This window comes from Vibrio sp. Vb1554 (assembly GCF_033344235.1).
Genome location: NZ_JAWPOJ010000001.1, coordinates 420,028 through 438,562 on the forward strand (window position 1 = coordinate 420,028; position 18,535 = coordinate 438,562).

Below are 18,535 nucleotides of genomic sequence, written 5' to 3' on the forward strand. Positions count from 1 at the left end.
ATGACGAGTATCCACTCGAAACTATCACGAGTACGGAAGCCTCGTGTCCACATTACCTATGATGTTGAAACTGAAGGTACGACTCTTAAGAAAGAACTGCCTTTTGTTGTAGGTGTAATGGGTGACTTCGCTGGTCAAAACACAGAAGCGTTGAAGCCATTAAAAGACCGCCGTTTTATTCAGATAGATCGAGATAACTTTGACGATGTACTCAAAAAAATGAATCCATCGGTGAAGTTTAAAGTTGCGAATAAGCTTGCGAATGACGATTCACAGTTTGAGGTCGATTTAAACTTTAAATCAATGCAAGACTTTGAGCCTGCTGCGATCGTAAATCAAGTTGATCCACTACGCCAATTGATGGAAACGCGTAATAAACTGCGTGATTTGATGACAAAAGTTGACCGCTCAGAAGAGCTTGAAAATATCCTAGAGGATGTTTTGAACAATACAGACAATCTGGCAAGACTTGCAGGCGAGTTAGATCTTGGCAAGAAAGCGAAGTCAGACAGTACTGAAGGAGCGGAATAATGACGACTGAAGCTGAAAAACAGTTAGATCCAACTGTTAATGAACAGACAACTTCATTCTTAGATCAAGCTATTGGTGCGACTAAGCAGACCGAAGCTTCTCGTGCTGAGGAGCTGATTAAAACGCTCGCTGAAGAAGCAATGAAAGGGACAGTTACTTGGAACAAAAACCTAACAGTAACTTTTCGTGAAGCGATTAATTTGCTCGATAGGCAGATTTCTGATCAGTTGTCTGAAGTAATGCATCACCCAGAATTACAGAAACTCGAAGGTTCTTGGCGCGGCTTAAATTATCTAGTGATGAATTCAGAGACCAGCTCTACTCTGAAAGTTCGCATGATGAGCATGACCAAGAAAGAGCTACATAAAGACTTGAGCAAAGCTGTTGAGTTTGATCAAAGCCAGATCTTTAAAAAGGTTTACGAGTCTGAGTTTGGTAGTGCTGGTGGTGAACCGTATGGTGCATTGATTGGAGACTATGAGTTTACCAACCACCCAGAAGATATTGAGTCGTTACGCCTAATGTCAAATGTAGCGGCTTCTGGCTTCTCTCCATTCTTGTCCGCAGCTTCACCAGCACTATTCGGCTTTGATGAGTGGACTGAGTTGTCAAAACCACGCGACCTAGATAAGGTATTTGAATCACTAGAATACGCCCAATGGCGTTCGTTCCGCGAGAGTGCCGATTCGCGCTTCGTTAGTCTGACGATGCCAAAAGTCCTTGCTCGTTTGCCATACGGACAAGCTACCGCTCCAGTCGAAGAGTTTGGGTTTGAAGAGTTCGAAGTAGATCCTGTTTCAGGTATTGCTGTTAACGCTGAACATAACGACTACTGTTGGATGAACTCTTCGTATGTTCTTGGTGTTAAGTTAACCGACGCATTTTCAAAATATGGATTTTGTACTGCCATCCGTGGTGCAGAAGGCGGCGGTCGAGTGGATAACTTGCCAACGCATTTCTTCATGAGTGATGATGGCGACCCTGATATGAAGTGCCCAACAGAGATTGGTATTACCGACAGACGTGAGGCGGAGCTTGGTAAGCTTGGTTTCTTACCGCTTTGTCACTACAAAAACACCAACTATGCAGTGTTCTTTGGTGCGCAAACCTGTCAAAAACCAGCGAACCATGAATCCCCTGAAGCAACGGCCAATGCGGCCATTTCTGCCCGCCTACCTTATATGATGGCAACATCTCGTTTTGCGCATTATTTGAAAGTAATGGCTCGAGATAAAATTGGTAGCTTTATGGAAGCAGAAGACGTTGAGTCTTGGCTGAACCGCTGGATCCTAGGTTACGTCAATGCTTCTGAAGGCGGTGGTCAAGAGATCAGAGCGAAATACCCTCTAGCAGACGCTCGTGTTCAGGTTAAGGAAATTCCTGGCGCACCTGGTTCTTACAATGCCGTAGCATGGCTGAAGCCTTGGTTACAAATGGAAGAACTGACCACATCTTTGCGACTTGTGGCAAAGATCCCTCAGTCAGGTGGATAAGAAACGAATTGGCTGGTCGAAAGGCCAGCCATGACCAATCTTTATGTTCTAGATGGAATTAGCAGTGTCACTTAACTTTCGCGACCCTAGCAAGCTAAAACATGAGTTCAGTACCGGAGGCTATGCTGAACTTGATAGCCCGTGGTTGACTCGATTCAATGAATCTTCTGATCTTGTATCGTCAGCTCGAATTTGGCTAGAAGGTACACGTTCAAGAGATTTGGACAGCTTTCGTCATAGTGTGATGAACACAATTAACCGCATTGATGAGCTATTAGAATCTCAACTAAATGAAATATTACATCATCCTGAGTTTCAACAGCTCGAAAGGGGGTGGGTTGGAGTTAGGTATTTATGTGAACAGGTTGATTCTCGTTCATCGGATTCTGTAAAAGTTAAGGTTTTAACGGCGACATGGAATGAAATCAGTAAAGATGCTTTAAAAGCCATCGAGTTTGACCAATCAGCACTATTTAAGTTGCTCTATCAAAATGAATATGGGATGGCAGGGGGAGAACCCTTTGGTGTGGTGGTTGGAGATTATCAGCTTCGCTGTGATCCTAGTAAAAATTATTTTGATAGAGATCTGTCTGTGTTGAGTAAGATCTCTCAGTCTGCAGCTGCAGCATTCAGCCCATTTATCATGTCTGCATCGCCAGAGATGTTTGGTGTTGATAGTTTCGCTCAACTCTCTGCGATAAGAGATATAGCGGCCCAATTTGAACAGGAAGATTATGCAAAGTGGCGTAGTTTGAGAGACAACGATGACGCTAAATTTATTGGTTTGACTGCACCTAACGTCTTGTTCCGTCAGCCATACAAAAGTGATGGCTCGCGGAATGATAAATTCAATTTTCAAGAACACATCTACGACTCCAATCGAGATTTGCTATGGGGGAGTAGTGCGTACTGTTTTGCTGCCGTATCAATTAGAGCATTTCAGGAACATGGTTGGTTCACGCATATGCGAGGGATTAAACAAGGCGATTACAGTCAGGGTATTATCGTCGCTCCTACAAGGAGCAAGATGCGTGTTAATGGCAAGAATGATCGTGAAAGATGTCCGTTAAACTTGAAAATCTCTGAGAGAAAAGAACAAGAATTGTCTGAGTGCGGTTTTATTTCTATTTCTCCAATACCTGAGACCGATATGGTGGGGATGACCTCGAATGTATCTCTCTACAAGCCCAAACAATACGCAGAAAAGCATATTTCAACGAATGCAAAACTGACATCGATGTTGCAATACACATTGTGTGTATCGCGAGTCGCACATTATCTCAAGGTTATGGGGCGTGACAAAATTGGTGGGTATCAAGACGCAGAAAGCCTAGAGCGTGACTTTCAACGCTGGTTACATCAGTACACTACCGCATCAGATGAAGCGTCTGATGAGCTTCGAGCTAAATACCCCCTAAATGAAGCGAAAATTACAGTTCGAGAGAAAAGAGAAACTCCTGGACATTATTACTCAGTTATCCATTTGCGACCGCATTTTCAACTCGATCAAATGGTATCTAGCATTAAATTAATTACCGAATTATCACCAGAGCACATGGTGTAAGGAAATAACAATGACTCAATGGAAAAATGCTTTGTCCCAGGGCCTATTGCAACACGCTCTAGAGCAATTAATTGATGAAATTAAAGCAACCCCTAAAGATGCGAGCTTGAGAAGTTCCTTCATTGAGCTTCTTTGCATTGATGGGGACTTCGAGCGTGCGGACGCTCAGCTCATGCAATCGATTAAATTGTTTCCTGAGTATCTGCCTGGTGCAAGTCAGCTACGACATTTAGTGAAAGCAGCTCAAGCTAGAAAGGATTTTATCAATGGTGCGGCTAGTGCCAAAGTATTAGGTGATGAGGAATTAACTAAAGAGCTTGTTCGATTTAATCTTGCTCTCGGAAATCAAGAGTACGAAGAAGCGTCACGTCTATCGCATCGCATTGAAGAGCATCGCACTATTAAAGGGTTTAACGTAAACGGCACAAACTACGAAGATGCTAGAGATATTGATGATCGTTTAGGTGGTTACATTGAACTGTTTTCTACAGCAGGTAACTATTTTCTTGTACCCATATCGAGAATCCATACGCTAGAAGTTAAAGCACCTACTTCTTTGTTAGAGAGTATTTGGCGACCTGTCGAGTTTGATATCGATGGACTTGGTGAAGGCGAAGGCCATATGCCGTTGACATATGTTGACTCAGAGAGCGATGCGCAAAAGTTAGGTCGAGAAACGGATTGGAAGCAGATTGGTGAGCAAGAATCTTTTGTTGGCTTGGGTCAAAAATGTTGGTTAGTCGGTGACTCAGCGCTTCCAATCTGTGATTTGACTACATTATTAGAACAGAAACAAATAGCGTAGAAATATCATGTCGTTAACCGTTTCTCTGCTCGACAAATTGATAGATAGTGATCCTCTCACTCGAGATGAGAAAGACTTCCCTGCAAGCCAGCAACAGATGTTGAGCAGCTTACTTAGAGATCTAGAGTCGATGCTGAATAGTCGTATTGGATGGAAAAATATTCCTGATGATCTTCTAGAGGTTCGTTATTCAATATTGAACTATGGGCTGCCAGATTTTTCCTCAATGCCCTATAGCAGCCAAGAAGGGCAGAATCAGCTTTGCGACATCGTTCATGATGCAATTAAAGAGTTTGAGCCGAGGTTAAGGAACCCTCATGTCCAGATTTCGGACGAGAAAAACGCTATTGATAGGGTATTGAGGTTACAGATAAATGCCACTTGCTTAATTGATAACAGTATTCATGAAGTGCGATTCAATTCTGAAGTAGAGCCGGTAAATTTAGGTATGAAACTGAGTAGAGCAAAATGAGTGAAGAGTTTCTCAAGTACTATAATCGCGAGTTAGCTTATTTGCGTCACAAAGGGCAAGAGTTTGGTGAGCAGTATCCCAAGATTGCCGCGAGACTTCGTATTAGTGAGGAACAGGTTGACGATCCACACGTAGAAAGATTGTTAGAAGGCTGCGCATTTCTAACAGCAAGGATTAGACAAAGCTTAGACAATAGTTACCCTCAGTTTACAGAGTCTTTGATGGGACAGTTATATCCGGATTTTCACGCCCCAATCCCGTCAATGTCAGTCATTAAAATGAGCTGTTCTAACTCCACTTCCTCTTATTTTGATGTAGAAGAAGGCGAGCGAGTTGTTATCGGTGCTACTGGATATCATGAATGCGAGTTTAGAACTTGTTATCCGGTCAGAATGTATCCTGTTGATGTGACCTCTGGCGTTTTTAAAAATGCGCCTTTCAAGCCAGTTGGCTCACGATGGGAAAGCAATGCTCATTCAGTTTTGAAAGTACAGCTCACGGCTCAAGATGAAGAGACTCCTCTTGGTGAAATGGGGATAGAACGGCTGCGCTTCTATTTAAACGGTCAATCTCAATTGACTTTTAAGCTCTACCAAATGCTGTTTCAAAACCTAATTGGTTTATCTGTTGTTGTGGATGGCAAAGAAGTTCGTCCTTTAACCAAAAGACATCTTTCTGAAGTAGGATTTTCAGAAGATGAGAAAGTTGTGCCATACAGTAAAAGAAGCTTTTCAGGAGCAAGATTACTTGTTGAGTATTTGCACTTTCCTGAGAAGTTTATGTTCTTTGATATCACCGAACTTGGATTATCTGAGCTAGATCTTGGAGAGCAAGTCGAACTGTATTTTTACTTTGATACCAACGATGACTGGCTTCCAAAGCAAGTGGACGAAGAAAGCTTAATGGTAGGTTGTGTGCCTGTAATCAACTTATTTAAAAGTATTATGGAGCCTAAGCGTATTCTACCAACTGAATACGATTACCACTTGTCTCCGCAATACCAAGAATCTGAAAGTAATGAGGTTGTCTCAATTTCTGACGTAACGTTGAGAAACTGGAACAAAACGTACCACAATTTGCCATGTTATCACGCTGGTGAGCACACGCATTATACAAACACTAGTGAGATTTATTGGTTGATGAGACGTGAGGATAAGAACTGGGCTGGTGGGTATGATGAGCCAGGTAGAGAAACTTACATTTCTTTTGTTGATAAAAAACATCAATTGTTCAGCCCGGATAGCCGGGAAAACTGGTTAATGTACGTGGAAGCTGAGTGCTGTAACCGCAACTTAGCGCAGAAACTTCCATTTGGAGGTGGGCTGCCGCAAGTATCTTTACCGGAGGTAAATGACAATTTCGAATCTGTTCGTTGTTTAGTTTCTTTATCAGAAACTATTCGGCCAGAAATGGATGAAAGCACACGATGGCAGTTAACTAAGCTTTTAACTTTAAACCATTTTACCGAGGAAGATGGTTTAGCAACTTTGAAGCAGACCCTTAATCTCTATGCATTTTCTGGGACAGCAGAAACGAAAGCGGTAATCGATGCTTTAACTAAGTTAGAGTTTGAGCCTACTACAGGAAGAATTAGTCAGAAAGGCAAAGTTGGATTTGCGCACGGTATAAAAATTATTTTGACGGTTTCTGATCAAATTTTACCTAAAGAGCAGATCTTTCTCTTAGGTAGTGTTTTATCTGTTTACTTCTCGCAATATGCTGAAATTAACATTTTTACGCAGTTAGAAATAAGAATTAAGTCCACGGGAAAGTCTTTCCACCTATGGCCCGCATTAACTGGCGATAAGGTGTTGCTATGAGCGCGGAACAATTTTATCGAGAATTAAAGCAACATCCATTGTTTGAAGCGATTCATCTTATTGAACACGAAGTTCTGCAAGCAGAGGCGCAAATAGGAACAGATGCGTTACCGAAGCATGAAAAGCTAAACTTAAAGGTTAATCCATCATTAGGTTTTGAAAATGCTCAGCTTTGTGAACTGAAAAATATAGATGACAGCAAGTTAGAGATTGAGACCAATTTAATAGGCCTAACGGGTGAGCAAGGTGTGCTTCCACAGCACTATAGTGAATTAGCTTTACATCGCCAAAAAGAAGGCGATACGGCTATGGTGGACTTCTACGATATTTTCAATCATCGCTTATTATCTCTTTATTATCGATGTTGGCAACTGAGTCAGCTGACTGTTCAGTCTCGTGCGCATGCGCAGGGCGCGCGTTCGCCGTTAGAAAGCTGTAAATCGGCATTAACTGGGAAAGGGAGTTCATTGTCCCGGCACTATGGTGGTGTGTTTGCTTCACCAATGAGAAGTAAAGGTGGACTAAAAAGTATTCTTGAATGTTTATCTGGATGCCAAGTAAAAGTTCATGAATTTCAAGGACAATGGTTACACCTTACGAAAGAAGAGCAAACACGCCTTGCATCCCGAACTATGCCTGAAGGGCAGTTTGCTCAACTTGGTTTAGGAGCGTCTTTGGGTTCGAAAGCATGGAACATCAACGCGGGGACAACAATAGAATTTCTGCCAAAAGATAAACAGCTAGTTAGTAAATTGCTTCCTAACCAACCCAATATAGCAATCATTAAGAACGCTGCTTATGAGTTGATTGGAAAACATAAACAACTGAAGTGGCAGCTCACCACCAAACATAGTTTGCTACCACAAGCTTGTTTATCGAAACAGCAGGGGCAGTTAGGTATTGGTTCTGTGCTTAAAAAACACGAACGTACAAAAGATCGAACTATAACAATTACTATTTAAAGGAAATGTAATGGCTTCACTCTCACTTTCAGCGTTGGTCGAAAGATTGTCTCCTCAGGCTAAGGAAACACTTGAACAGGCAGCTGCGATGGCAAGCTCCCGAACTCATCACAGTATTGAAATGTCTCACTGGTTAATGATGATTATCCGCCATCCTGACGATATTTACTCTGAAGTTTTTGACGAATTTGATGTCGATAAAATCAAGGTTGAAACCGATATTCAAAAGGCATTAGAAAAATACAAAACAGGATGCCAGTCGGTGCCTGGGCTATCAGCTCATACGGTGACTGTTATGCAAAATGCCTTGTTGTCTGCAACCATTGAATTCAATCAAGAACAGTTGGGGTGCATCCATCTTTTATTTGCCTACTTGTCTGATGATACGTTAGTCAACATGGCTGGTTCGATTAGTCCTGAACTAAACAAGATAGAACCATCTCGCTTATTGAACTTTAAAGAAAGTAATGCGCCTCAATCAAGATCGAATGACTTAGCGCAGTCAAACGCGAATTCCGCCTTGAATCAATTTACAACAGACCTTACTGAGCAAGCTAGGGAAGGTAAAATAGATCCGGTGATTGGTAGAGATAATGAAATTCGCCTAATGATCGATATTTTATTAAGACGCCGACAAAACAACCCGATTCTTACGGGAGAAGCTGGTGTTGGAAAAACAGCCGTTGTTGAAGGTTTGGCGCAAAAGATCATTGATGGCGATGTACCTCCCGCTCTGCAAAATGTGGCAATTAAGTCTCTGGATTTGGCGTTACTGCAAGCCGGCGCAGGCATGAAAGGTGAGTTTGAAAACAGGCTTAAGAACCTTGTTAAGGAAGTAAACGACGCTCCACAGCCTATTATATTGTTTATTGATGAAGCTCATGGCCTAATTGGCGGTGGTGGGCAAGCGGGCCAAGGTGATGCGGCGAATATTCTGAAGCCAGCATTAGCGAGAGGTGAACTCAGAACGATCGCAGCAACAACGTGGGCAGAGTATAAAAAGTATTTTGAAAAAGATGCAGCTTTAACTAGGCGTTTTCAAGTCGTAAAGGTTGATGAGCCTGCCCCTGAACTCGCGATCGAAATGTTACGAGGCTTACTTGATGTAATGGCACAACACCACGATGTTCATATCACTAACCAAGCTCTCAATGCAGCGGTCCAACTCTCAGCTCGATACATTAATGGTCGTCAACTGCCAGATAAAGCGGTTTCTGTTTTGGATACGGCCTGCTCTCGAGTTGCGTTAAGTCAGTCATCTACACCGGGAGGCCTAGATGCGAAAAGAAATAAACTTAAAGCAAAGCAAGCTGAGTATGAGCATCTTAGCCAAGAGAATCGGCTAGGAGCATCTCTTGATGTGCAGCTGCAAAGTGTCCGAAAAGAGATTGATGCGCTATCTAATGACATTATTGAATTAGAAGTACTTTGGGAAAAAGAAAAAGAATGGGTAAGTGAAGCTAAGTCACTTAAAACCCAAATAATCCAGGAGGGTTCTGAGACTGCGAGAGACAAGTTACAAGAGCTTGAAAATAACCTCTCCGCTAACTCACAGCCCTTAGTTTTTTCGCATGTAAATGAAGCGCTAATCGCAGAAGTTATTTCGGATTGGACCGGTATACCGTTGGGTAAACTTCAGGATGATGAAATCCAAGCAGTATTGGGTTTGAAAGAAAGTTTGTGTAAGCGAGTTGTCGGGCAGGATCACGCTTTAGAGCTCATGTCTGAAGTGATAAAAACCGCGAGTGCGCAGCTCACGGATGAGACACGACCAAATGGTGTATTTCTCCTGACCGGACCAAGCGGAGTGGGTAAAACCGAATCGGCTTTGGCGATTGCAGAGAAAGTGTATGGTAGTGAAGAAAATGTCACGACTATCAATATGTCGGAATTTAAGGAAGAGCATAAAGTCTCATTGCTATTAGGTTCTCCTCCTGGTTATGTCGGTTATGGAGAAGGAGGTGTACTGACTGAAGCTGTTAGACGTAAACCTTATAGTGTAATTCTCCTCGATGAAATGGAAAAAGCGCACCCTGGTGTTCAAGATATTTTTTATCAGGTATTTGATAAAGGCTCAATTAAAGACGGTGAAGGTCGAGATATAGACTTTAAAAACACTATTATTATTATGACCGCGAATACAGGGACCGAAACGACGATGTCTTTGTATTCTGATCCTGATTTAGCTCCTGAGCCGTCAGCACTAAAAGATGCTTTACGCGATGATTTGTTGGTTGACTTTAAACCTGCATTTTTAGGGCGTGTGAATGTATTACCCTATTTGCCTCTATCAAAAAAAGTATTGATAGAAATAACAAAATTAAAATTGGATAAAATTACGACTCGTATTCGTAAGCACTATAACGCTGACCTGTTTTTTGATGAGGAACTAATTAATGATATTGTAGACAATAGCAATGAGTCTGGGAGTGGTGCGCGTGTGGTACAAACAACCATAGAAAATACATTGCTTCCGAAGATTTCTCATGAAATATTGCATGCAATTCTTAATGATAAGACGTTTGATGAAATTATTGTTAAAGGTACAACTAGTGGACTTGATGTCTCAATAGTTTAACATCCTTTACACTCTCAATAATAATTGGGAGTTGGTTCATATTAACTATTATTTTTTATAAAAAACGCTTAAATTAAATCTTATTTAAAGATATAACAGGGCGTATTTAAAATGAAGTTTTTGATACATTAATCACTAATTATCACCAAACGTCAGATAATTAAATTATTACGATATATGTCAATTAATAATGCTATAGGAGATTAGCATGCAGTCTAATACGTATCTTAAATACGCAGATATTAAGGGTGAGGCAACAGCCGAGCAATACAAAGATTTGATTACACTACTATCTGTAGATTGGAGTGTAGGTCGTGAGATCTCATCATACACTGGTACAGCGATGGACCGTGAAGCGAGCGCTACTCGTCTATATGATTTGACTATCACTAAACTTCAAGACCGTTCTTCTCCTGACTTATTTAAAGAAGCGACGATTGGTAAAGGTAAACCAGCGGTTTTCCATATTACTAAGCAGGGTGAGAAGGTTGAAGAGATCATGAAGATCGAACTGACTGATGCGATGATTTCTAACTACTCAGTTTCTATCCAAGACGATCGTCCAGTTGAAACTATCACAATTTCTTACACAGAAATGATGATGACAGTGACTCCTACTGACGATAAGAACAACACTTCTGCTCCATTGGTATACGGCTACAGCGGTGTTAAAGGTCAACAAATGTAATTTTCATGCGGGGGAGTATTCCTCCGCATTTTTTTGAAAGAAGTATTTAATGAAAAGAGCAACTCAAGATAACAATTTCATCCGAATTTCTTCGCCATTCGGTAAAGATGCCATCATACTAAACTCGTTTGAGTATAGAGAAGAGATCTCAGAACTTTTTTCATTGCGTGCTAAAGCTTACTTTAATGATCAACGAAGTGAGTTAAACGAAATTATTGGTAAGGAAGTTACCATTACCCTTGAAAATAACGAGGATGTTTCTTCAAATCCTCGTTATATGCATGGTTATGTTTCTGCTGCAAGATTAGAAGGGAAAAGGGTTTCTAATACACATAAAGGCGAAAATTATAAAAACATAGAATTATTAATAGAGCCTAAATTACGTTTCGCTGAATATCGAAAAAATTGCAGAATATTTCAGCATAAAGATATAAAGGAAATTATCTCTGAAGTACTATCGGAGCATAGTGTTGCCTTTAGTTTTGAGTTAACCAAGTCCTATCCTAAATACACATACAAAGTACAATATGAAGAATCAGATCTTGAATTTGTTCGACGTCTGTTATCGGAGGAGGGGCTATCATTTTGTTTTACACATACTAAGTCTGCCCATACGCTCAATATTTTTGATGACATCAGTTTTTATAAGCCGGGTACTGAGTTTTTAGTCGATTTTGATACAGGTACGGCGAAATCTAGCCACATTTCTTCTTGGCATGAAACGCAAATTCTGACTACTAAAGCGAGTCAAAAGTCAGGCTATAACATGCTCAAGCCTTCTTCGAATCCTAAAAATACTGCAAAGGGTGAAAGTGATTTTTTTACAGTACCTGGAAGCGAGTATTTTGAATACATGGGTGAAATGGAGAGCAATGATCAATACGCACTGAGAAACACGCATGCAATAGAAGCACTACAGCAAAATGCATATTTGTGTCGTGGCGAGGCTACGTGCAGAACATTCAGTGTGGGCAAGTGCTTCAAGTTTAAAAAGCATGAAGATAAATCTCGAGTCGGCAAAGAATATGTACTGTCTTCTGTTTTTTTGTCTGCTGCTGTTTATAACCAGACTGGTCAAGGTGGGACCGGTGCGCAAGGTGTCAAAGTCTCGTTTAGTTGTGTTGACTCAAAGACAATCCTGCGTCCTTCAGTTAACTACCCGAAACCTCAGATGAAAGGTTTGCAAACCGCAGTAGTTACGGGGAACAAAGATGGTGAAATTTACATAGACAAACATGGCCGTATCAAAGTTCAGTTTCACTGGGACCGTGTTGGTAAATACGATGTAAATAGTTCATGTTGGATTCGTGTTGCGCAAAATATTGCAGGTAACGGATGGGGGTCGGTGTTTCACCCTAGAGTCGGACAAGAGGTCATCGTCGAGTTTGTTAACGGAGACCCTGATCAACCAATCGTTACGGGGTCACTATATAACGGTAGTCAACTCCCTCCTTACGCTTTACCAGAGCAAAGTTCTCAGAGTGGTTATAAATCACGCTCTGTACAAAAAGGTACATCCAATTTTAATGAGTTGCGCTTCGATGATAAGCCTGGTGAAGAGCACATTTATCTTCATGCTGAAAAACTGTTCCAAATGCTAGTTGAAGACTGTGTTGATATCGCCGTTGAAAACAGTAAAACCGAAAAAGTGACCAATGATGTTAATCAAGAGGTCGGTCAGAACGCGAGCTTGAAAGTAGGTAAAAACTTTTCGAATGAAACGGGTGAAGTGCTGTCTTTTAATGCAGGAAAGAGCGTCGAGATCAAAGTAGGTGGTGCTTCTATTCAGATGTCTAGCTCTGGAGAAATCAATATCAAAGGTAATAAAATATCCATTAACGGCTCAGCTATTGCTCTTAAAGCTGGGCAAATTTCATTGAACTAAGGTGATTTAAAGTGGGTAAACCAGCCGCAATTTTGGGCAGCTTTCATCTTTGCCCTAAAAAAACAGGAAAGATACCGCATGTCGGTGGTCCCGTCGTTGTTGGTTCACCAAACGTAACGATTGGCGGGATACCTGCGGCAAGACAAGGCGACAAGCTTATTTGTATCGGTCCTCCGGATAGTATCTCAGCAGGTTCTTCTAGCGTAACAATCAACGGTAAACCAGCCGCGAGAGTCGGCGATTCAACGTCTCATGGTGGCAAAATTCTATCTGGTATGCCTACGGTTTTAATCGGAGGCTAGATGCCACTCGCATTTCAAACGCATCTTCTATCCTTTAATGGCCGTTCACACACCGTTCGCGAGATAGCTGATGATTCTTTTAGATTGTCCGAGGAAATCCGACCCCCTGACTTTGCTCAATCAATAGATGAGCATATATTAAGCCTCGTGCGCTCTGAGCGCGAGAGTCTTGAGCAAGCTGATATCAAGGGGAATCTCTGTGTTCTTTTACCATCTTCGGTAGACAAAAGTTTGCTTAAAGCATTGATAAGCGAGCTTTCTATTTTCGTTGACCAAACTGTCAATACTGAAATTTACTTTTATCCTTATGGCCAAGCTGCATTTTTGATGGCACTAAATCGGATAAATCGTGAAGTTAATGAAACGCAAGCGACTTGGATACTGGCTATAGAGGTTACGAGCGATGTAGAAGCGCATGTCAAACCTCAAAGCTCTATCATTTTAACCAAGTGTTTTTTTCGACATTCAGGTCTTGTGCCTGATGTTGTTCGAATTGATTTAGATGCCAAACAACAACGCATCGCCGTGGACAAAGTGTTTAAGCAATTAGGAGTAAGTTGTGAACATCCACTCAGTCAATTGTATTTATCCGTTAATGAGGAAGAACCGCAATGGTTAAACTCAATGCAATTCTTGTCTCCGTGGGTGACCGATCAAACTCAGTATCAATTTGTTGATATCAAACTTGGCGGATTGGGTGCATGTGGCGGCGTTTTAAAAGCGTTAGTGATTGATGAGCTTCAAAGAAGCAGCCCCTGCCCAGACTTTCACGTGTTGCAAGCCGACATCGAGCCAGATGGCTATGCGGTAGGAGTAATATACAATTGGCGTAGTGAATAGGTCTGGCTATTGCTTTTCCTTCTAGTAGCTGAGGTTTTAGTGATGCAAATGTTATGGGGGATTGACTCGAAATTGGCCCTTTAATGATGTTTGGACAATGACTAGTCGCAGCTTGCTTTTCAAAATAGCTTTGCTCACCGCGTTTTTACAGTGTTCTTCTCGCTTTCTGATCAAATAGCCAGCCATAGAACACAAACCACATGAAAAGCTGTTCGACTCAAGATATCCTTACCGATATAAAATAACTTGAGTTTTTGGCTTGTTCGAGATCCCACCCGTGACGCATTCCTGTTTATAAACGGTACATGGACTCTGACAGAAGCAAGCCTGCTCATAGAATTGGCGGAAAGTGAATTCGAATGAAGTTTATCCACACCTCAGATTGGCATCTTGGTCGACAATTCCACAACGTGTCACTACTCGAAGATCAACAAGCAGTACTCGAACAACTGATTAACTATATTGAACACAACCCCGTCGATGCAGTTGTAGTGGCGGGAGATATCTATGACCGTTCGGTGCCACCAACGGTTGCAATAGAACTGTTAGATCGAGTCGTGAAACGCATTTGTACCGAGTTAGAAACACCAATGATATTGATATCTGGCAACCATGATGGTGCAGAAAGGCTAGGTTTCGGCTCAGAGCAAATGAAAAATGCAGGTCTCCATATTGTTAGCAACTTTGAAGAGATGCTCACTCCCATCATCATAAAAACGGACTCTGCGGATGAGGTCGCGTTTTATGGTATGCCTTATAACGACCCTGAACAGGTCAGGTTTGCCTACAAAGCCTCGGTATCCACTCATGATGAGGCTCATCAATTGCTTGTTGAGCAAATTAAAGAGCGCTTTATCTCTAAGCAAAAGCGCGTGCTCGTGAGTCACTGTTTTGTTGATGGGGCCATCGAGTCAGACTCTGAACGACCATTATCTATTGGTGGTTCTGATCGCGTGAGTCATGAACACTTCTTAGATTTTGACTACGTCGCACTTGGTCATTTGCATCAGCCTCAAAAGAAAGGCGCGGAGCATATCCGTTACTCTGGCTCTCTCATGAAGTATAGCTTTGGTGAACAGAACCAGAGAAAAGGTTTCACGTTAGTTGAACTGGACAAGAAAGGATTTGTTTCTGCAGAGCATATTGATCTTACGGCTCCTCATGAAATGCGCATTGTAGAGGGCGAGCTGGATAAAGTTATTGATCAAGGCAAAACAGACCCTAAGAATGAAGATTATTTGTTAGTTCGTTTGATGGATAAACATGCGATTTTAAACCCAATGGAAAAACTTCGTTCAGTGTATCCAAACGTTTTACACCTTGAGAAACCTGGCATGTTAATTGGGGTAGAGCAGGAAATGGCGCAAGCAAAGTTGGCGCGAAGCGAAATTGATATGTTCCGAGATTTTTTTATTGAGGCGCAAGATAGCCAGTTGTCTAAAGAGCAAGAGCAAGCTGTTACTGACATTATTAAGCAATTATCACAGCAATAGGGACCAAAGATGAAACCAATTAAACTAACCATGCAAGCCTTTGGTCCGTTTGCAAAAACTGAAATCATTGATTTTGAGAAGCTTGGCAGTAACCCTCTATTTTTGATTAATGGTCCTACAGGTTCCGGTAAAACGTCGATCTTAGATGCCATTTGCTTCGCCCTTTATGGTGAAACCACAGGTAATGAGCGACAAGGTATTCAGATGCGGTGTGACTTATCCGCGCAAGATTTACCAACCGAAGTAGTTCTCGAATTTTCGTTACACGGCAAACAATACCGAGTTGTTCGATCCCCTGAGCAGGAAGCGCCCAAGGCCCGTGGTGAAGGGATGACGATTAAAAAGCACACTGCGGCTCTTTATGAACTCGGTGAGACTGAAACGCTTATCACCAGCAAGACGACTCAGGTTAAAACTGAAGTTAGCAATATTATTGGCTTGAATGAAACTCAATTTCGTCAAGTTATGGTGTTGCCTCAAGGAAAATTCCGAGAACTGTTGCTTGCTAGCTCTAAAGAGCGTGAAGAAATTTTTGGCCAGCTCTTTCAAACTGACATATATAAAAAAATTGAGTACGCGCTCAAAGATAAAGCGAGTGCAATTAGTAAAGCGAAAGGCGAATTTGATAATCAAATTCGAGGTGCTTTACAAGTTGCAGAAGCGAGTTCTGAACAAGAACTATTACAACAACTGGAACAAGTAACTAAGCAATTAGAGTCTGATAAAAAGAATGAGCAAGCAGCGTTAGATAAGCTCAATACTGCTAAATCTGAATTGCAAAAAGCGGAAACCTTGAATGGAGAGTTTTCGAAACGAGAGCAAGCAGAAAGCGCACTCAAGCTGCATCTAGAACACTCAGATTCGATAAAAGCTCGTCAACAGCAATTAGAAAACGCTAAAAATGCCAATAAGATAGAGTTGCCCTACGTCTCATTACAAAATGCAAAAGCTCAAACGCAAGAGCTTAGGCAAAAAATCGTAGCTTTGAAAGAGAGTCTCGAAAAAGCTCATGTCGTTGCGAGAGAACAAGAAAACTTGCAGCAAAGTGCAAAAGAGGCCGCGGCAAAGGTCCCGCAGTTAACGCAACTGCAGTATCAGCTTGAAAGTATGAAAAACAAGTTGGTCGAGAAAGACAATTTGGAAAGTAAAATAACGGCGGGTTATCAACAAAAACAACAATTTGAAGCAACGTTAAAACAGTACATAGAACTAAAAGATAAGTTAACGTTACAGGCCCAGCAGGGACAGAAGGAGCTAGAGAAAGCACGAGTTGATGTTGCGCTTATTGGCAGCATTGATGCGGAAATAAAACAAAAACAACGGCTGTTACAGGATCTACAAAAGCTGCATGATCTTACTTTAGAGCTCTCTAAACTCAATGCGCTAACTGTAGGTAAGCAGCAGTCACTAAACGAAGCCAGTCAGCGCTATATGCAGTATCAACAAGACGCTGATACGATAGAGCTTAAGTGGCACAACGCTCAAGCAGCAGTATTAGCGCAGCGACTAAAAGCAGGTGAAGCATGCCCGGTGTGTGGTAGCGAAACGCATCCTAACCCCACAACGTTTGTTGAAGAAGCCGTTACAAAAGAGCAAGTTCAGGCGGCTAGAGCGAAAGAGCGAGAAGCTCAAACCTTGTTGAACCAACTAAGCAATCAGCTAGAACAACATAACGTTGTCATTAGTCAGTATCAGAATCAGTATAACCAGTTGAAAGAGGAGTTGGGTGAGTATGCTACATCTGAGATCTCGACGGTTCAAAATGATTTGCAAGCGCTTAATGCTCAACTCCTACGTCTACAAGCTATTGATATTGAAAAACTAGAAAGGAACGTTGAACAGCTTAATCAACGCTGCGTCGTGGGTGAAAATAAAATTCATGAGCTGCAGAATAAAATGGCGGCAAATGAATCAACCGTTAAAGCGAACCAAGAACAATTGGCTCAATTACAAGCTTCTATTGACCCAAAATACAGTTCCGCTGACTTGCTTGAACGTGAAATTTTGCTGACAAACGAGCAAATTCTGAGTTTGAACACAGGCTTAGAAAAGGCGCAAAACGCTTTGCAGCAAGCGATATTGGAGAAATCAAATGCGGAAAGTCACTTAGCGACGAACAAGCAGTGGTTATCTGAGTCAGAGCAAAAACTTAGCCAAGCAGAATTAGCGTGGAATGAGGCACTACAGGCGAGTAAATTTGAGGATGAAAGCCATTATCTAAGTAGTCGAGTGGGAGATGATGAACTTCAAGCCTGGCAGCAAGAAATAGACAGCTTCAAACAGGCACAAACCAAGCTTGAGCAAACACTACATGATTTAAATCATGCATTGAAAGATCTTGAAAGGCCTAATTTAGAGTCGTTTAACGACAGGTTAACCACTCTGCAGACGCAATATATTGAAGTAAGGAATCAACTTGATACCACACGCTCAATATTTGAACGCCTTGAAAAGGTTCGTAAAGATATTGCCGTGTTGCATGAGAAAAATAGTAAGTTAGAAGAAGAATACAAAGTCTTTGGTACGTTGTACGACGTTGCTAGTGGTAAAACAGGCAGCAGGGTTAGCCTACATCGCTTTGTTCTTGGTGTACTGTTGGATGATGTGCTGATTCAGGCCTCTCAACGCTTAAGCCTTATGAGTAAAGGGCGCTATATTCTTGCTCGAAAAACAGAGGGCTTCAAAGGCGCTGCGGGTCGCGGCTTAGATTTAATGGTTGAAGATGGCTACACAGGAAAAACGCGTGATGTTGCGACACTTTCCGGCGGTGAATCATTTATGGCAGCGCTTGCTCTGGCACTTGGTTTGTCGGATGTTGTGCAATCCTATAGTGGCGGTATCCGTTTAGACACTTTATTTATTGATGAGGGCTTCGGTAGTTTAGACCCAGAGTCTTTAGATCTTGCTATTCAAACGCTAGTGGACCTGCAACAGACTGGGCGCATGATCGGTGTTATTTCTCACGTTTCTGAGCTGAAAGAGCAAATGGCGCAGAGGATTGATGTTGAACCATCAAGACTTGGTTCAACGGTGTCGATTAAATCTCAATGTCGCTTCGCTGTCTAATTCAGTGATTACTGTTAGATCAAAAAGCCCCTATTG

Annotated in this window: 14 protein-coding genes; all 14 read left to right on the plus strand. The window is 41.8% G+C overall.

Annotated features, from left to right (window positions below; all coding sequences use genetic code 11):
• Positions 1-531 (plus strand): type VI secretion system contractile sheath small subunit, encoded by a 531-nt coding sequence (gene tssB / locus R8N28_RS01850; protein WP_005375949.1) that lies wholly within the window; start codon positions 1-3, stop codon positions 529-531.
• Positions 531-2,024 carry a type VI secretion system contractile sheath large subunit gene (gene tssC, locus R8N28_RS01855; protein WP_005375950.1) on the plus strand — a complete coding sequence of 498 codons (1,494 nt, stop codon included), beginning with the start codon at positions 531-533 and terminating at the stop codon, positions 2,022-2,024. The genes tssB and tssC (R8N28_RS01855) overlap by 1 nt, the downstream gene beginning before the upstream one ends.
• A gap of 52 nt (positions 2,025-2,076) precedes the next feature.
• Positions 2,077-3,588 (plus strand): type VI secretion system contractile sheath large subunit, encoded by a 1,512-nt coding sequence (tssC, locus tag R8N28_RS01860; protein WP_025767712.1) that lies wholly within the window; start codon positions 2,077-2,079, stop codon positions 3,586-3,588.
• A gap of 10 nt (positions 3,589-3,598) precedes the next feature.
• On the plus strand, positions 3,599-4,393 hold the full coding sequence (locus tag R8N28_RS01865; RefSeq protein WP_065275345.1) for a type VI secretion system accessory protein TagJ: 795 nt from the start codon (positions 3,599-3,601) through the stop codon (positions 4,391-4,393).
• Between the two features lie 7 nt (positions 4,394-4,400).
• On the plus strand, positions 4,401-4,865 hold the full coding sequence (tssE, locus tag R8N28_RS01870; RefSeq protein WP_017635621.1) for a type VI secretion system baseplate subunit TssE: 465 nt from the start codon (positions 4,401-4,403) through the stop codon (positions 4,863-4,865).
• Positions 4,862-6,685, plus strand: a complete 1,824-nt coding sequence (gene tssF / locus R8N28_RS01875; RefSeq protein WP_017820213.1) for a type VI secretion system baseplate subunit TssF — start codon at positions 4,862-4,864, stop codon at positions 6,683-6,685. Before tssE ends, tssF begins: the two co-directional genes overlap by 4 nt.
• On the plus strand, positions 6,682-7,647 hold the full coding sequence (gene tssG / locus R8N28_RS01880) for a type VI secretion system baseplate subunit TssG (protein WP_065275344.1): 966 nt from the start codon (positions 6,682-6,684) through the stop codon (positions 7,645-7,647). Before tssF ends, tssG begins: the two co-directional genes overlap by 4 nt.
• 10 nt (positions 7,648-7,657) lie before the next feature.
• Positions 7,658-10,225, plus strand: coding sequence for a type VI secretion system ATPase TssH (gene tssH / locus R8N28_RS01885; protein WP_065275343.1), 2,568 nt, complete (start codon positions 7,658-7,660; stop codon positions 10,223-10,225).
• 208 nt (positions 10,226-10,433) lie between these two features.
• Complete coding sequence (locus R8N28_RS01890) at positions 10,434-10,913, plus strand: Hcp family type VI secretion system effector (protein WP_005375967.1); 480 nt, start codon at positions 10,434-10,436, stop codon at positions 10,911-10,913.
• 49 nt (positions 10,914-10,962) lie between these two features.
• The gene (gene tssI / locus R8N28_RS01895; protein ID WP_005375968.1) at positions 10,963-12,798 is read left to right on the plus strand and encodes a type VI secretion system tip protein TssI/VgrG; all 1,836 of its coding nucleotides are present in this window, start codon (positions 10,963-10,965) and stop codon (positions 12,796-12,798) included.
• Positions 12,799-12,809: 11 nt separating this feature from the next.
• Complete coding sequence (locus R8N28_RS01900; RefSeq protein WP_005375969.1) at positions 12,810-13,100, plus strand: PAAR domain-containing protein; 291 nt, start codon at positions 12,810-12,812, stop codon at positions 13,098-13,100.
• Complete coding sequence (locus R8N28_RS01905; RefSeq protein ID WP_065275342.1) at positions 13,101-13,940, plus strand: NAD/NADP transhydrogenase subunit beta; 840 nt, start codon at positions 13,101-13,103, stop codon at positions 13,938-13,940.
• Between the two features lie 359 nt (positions 13,941-14,299).
• Complete coding sequence (locus R8N28_RS01910) at positions 14,300-15,433, plus strand: exonuclease SbcCD subunit D (protein ID WP_065275341.1); 1,134 nt, start codon at positions 14,300-14,302, stop codon at positions 15,431-15,433.
• Between the two features lie 9 nt (positions 15,434-15,442).
• Positions 15,443-18,499, plus strand: a complete 3,057-nt coding sequence (locus tag R8N28_RS01915) for an AAA family ATPase (RefSeq protein ID WP_065275340.1) — start codon at positions 15,443-15,445, stop codon at positions 18,497-18,499.
• Positions 18,500-18,535: the final 36 nt, after the last annotated feature.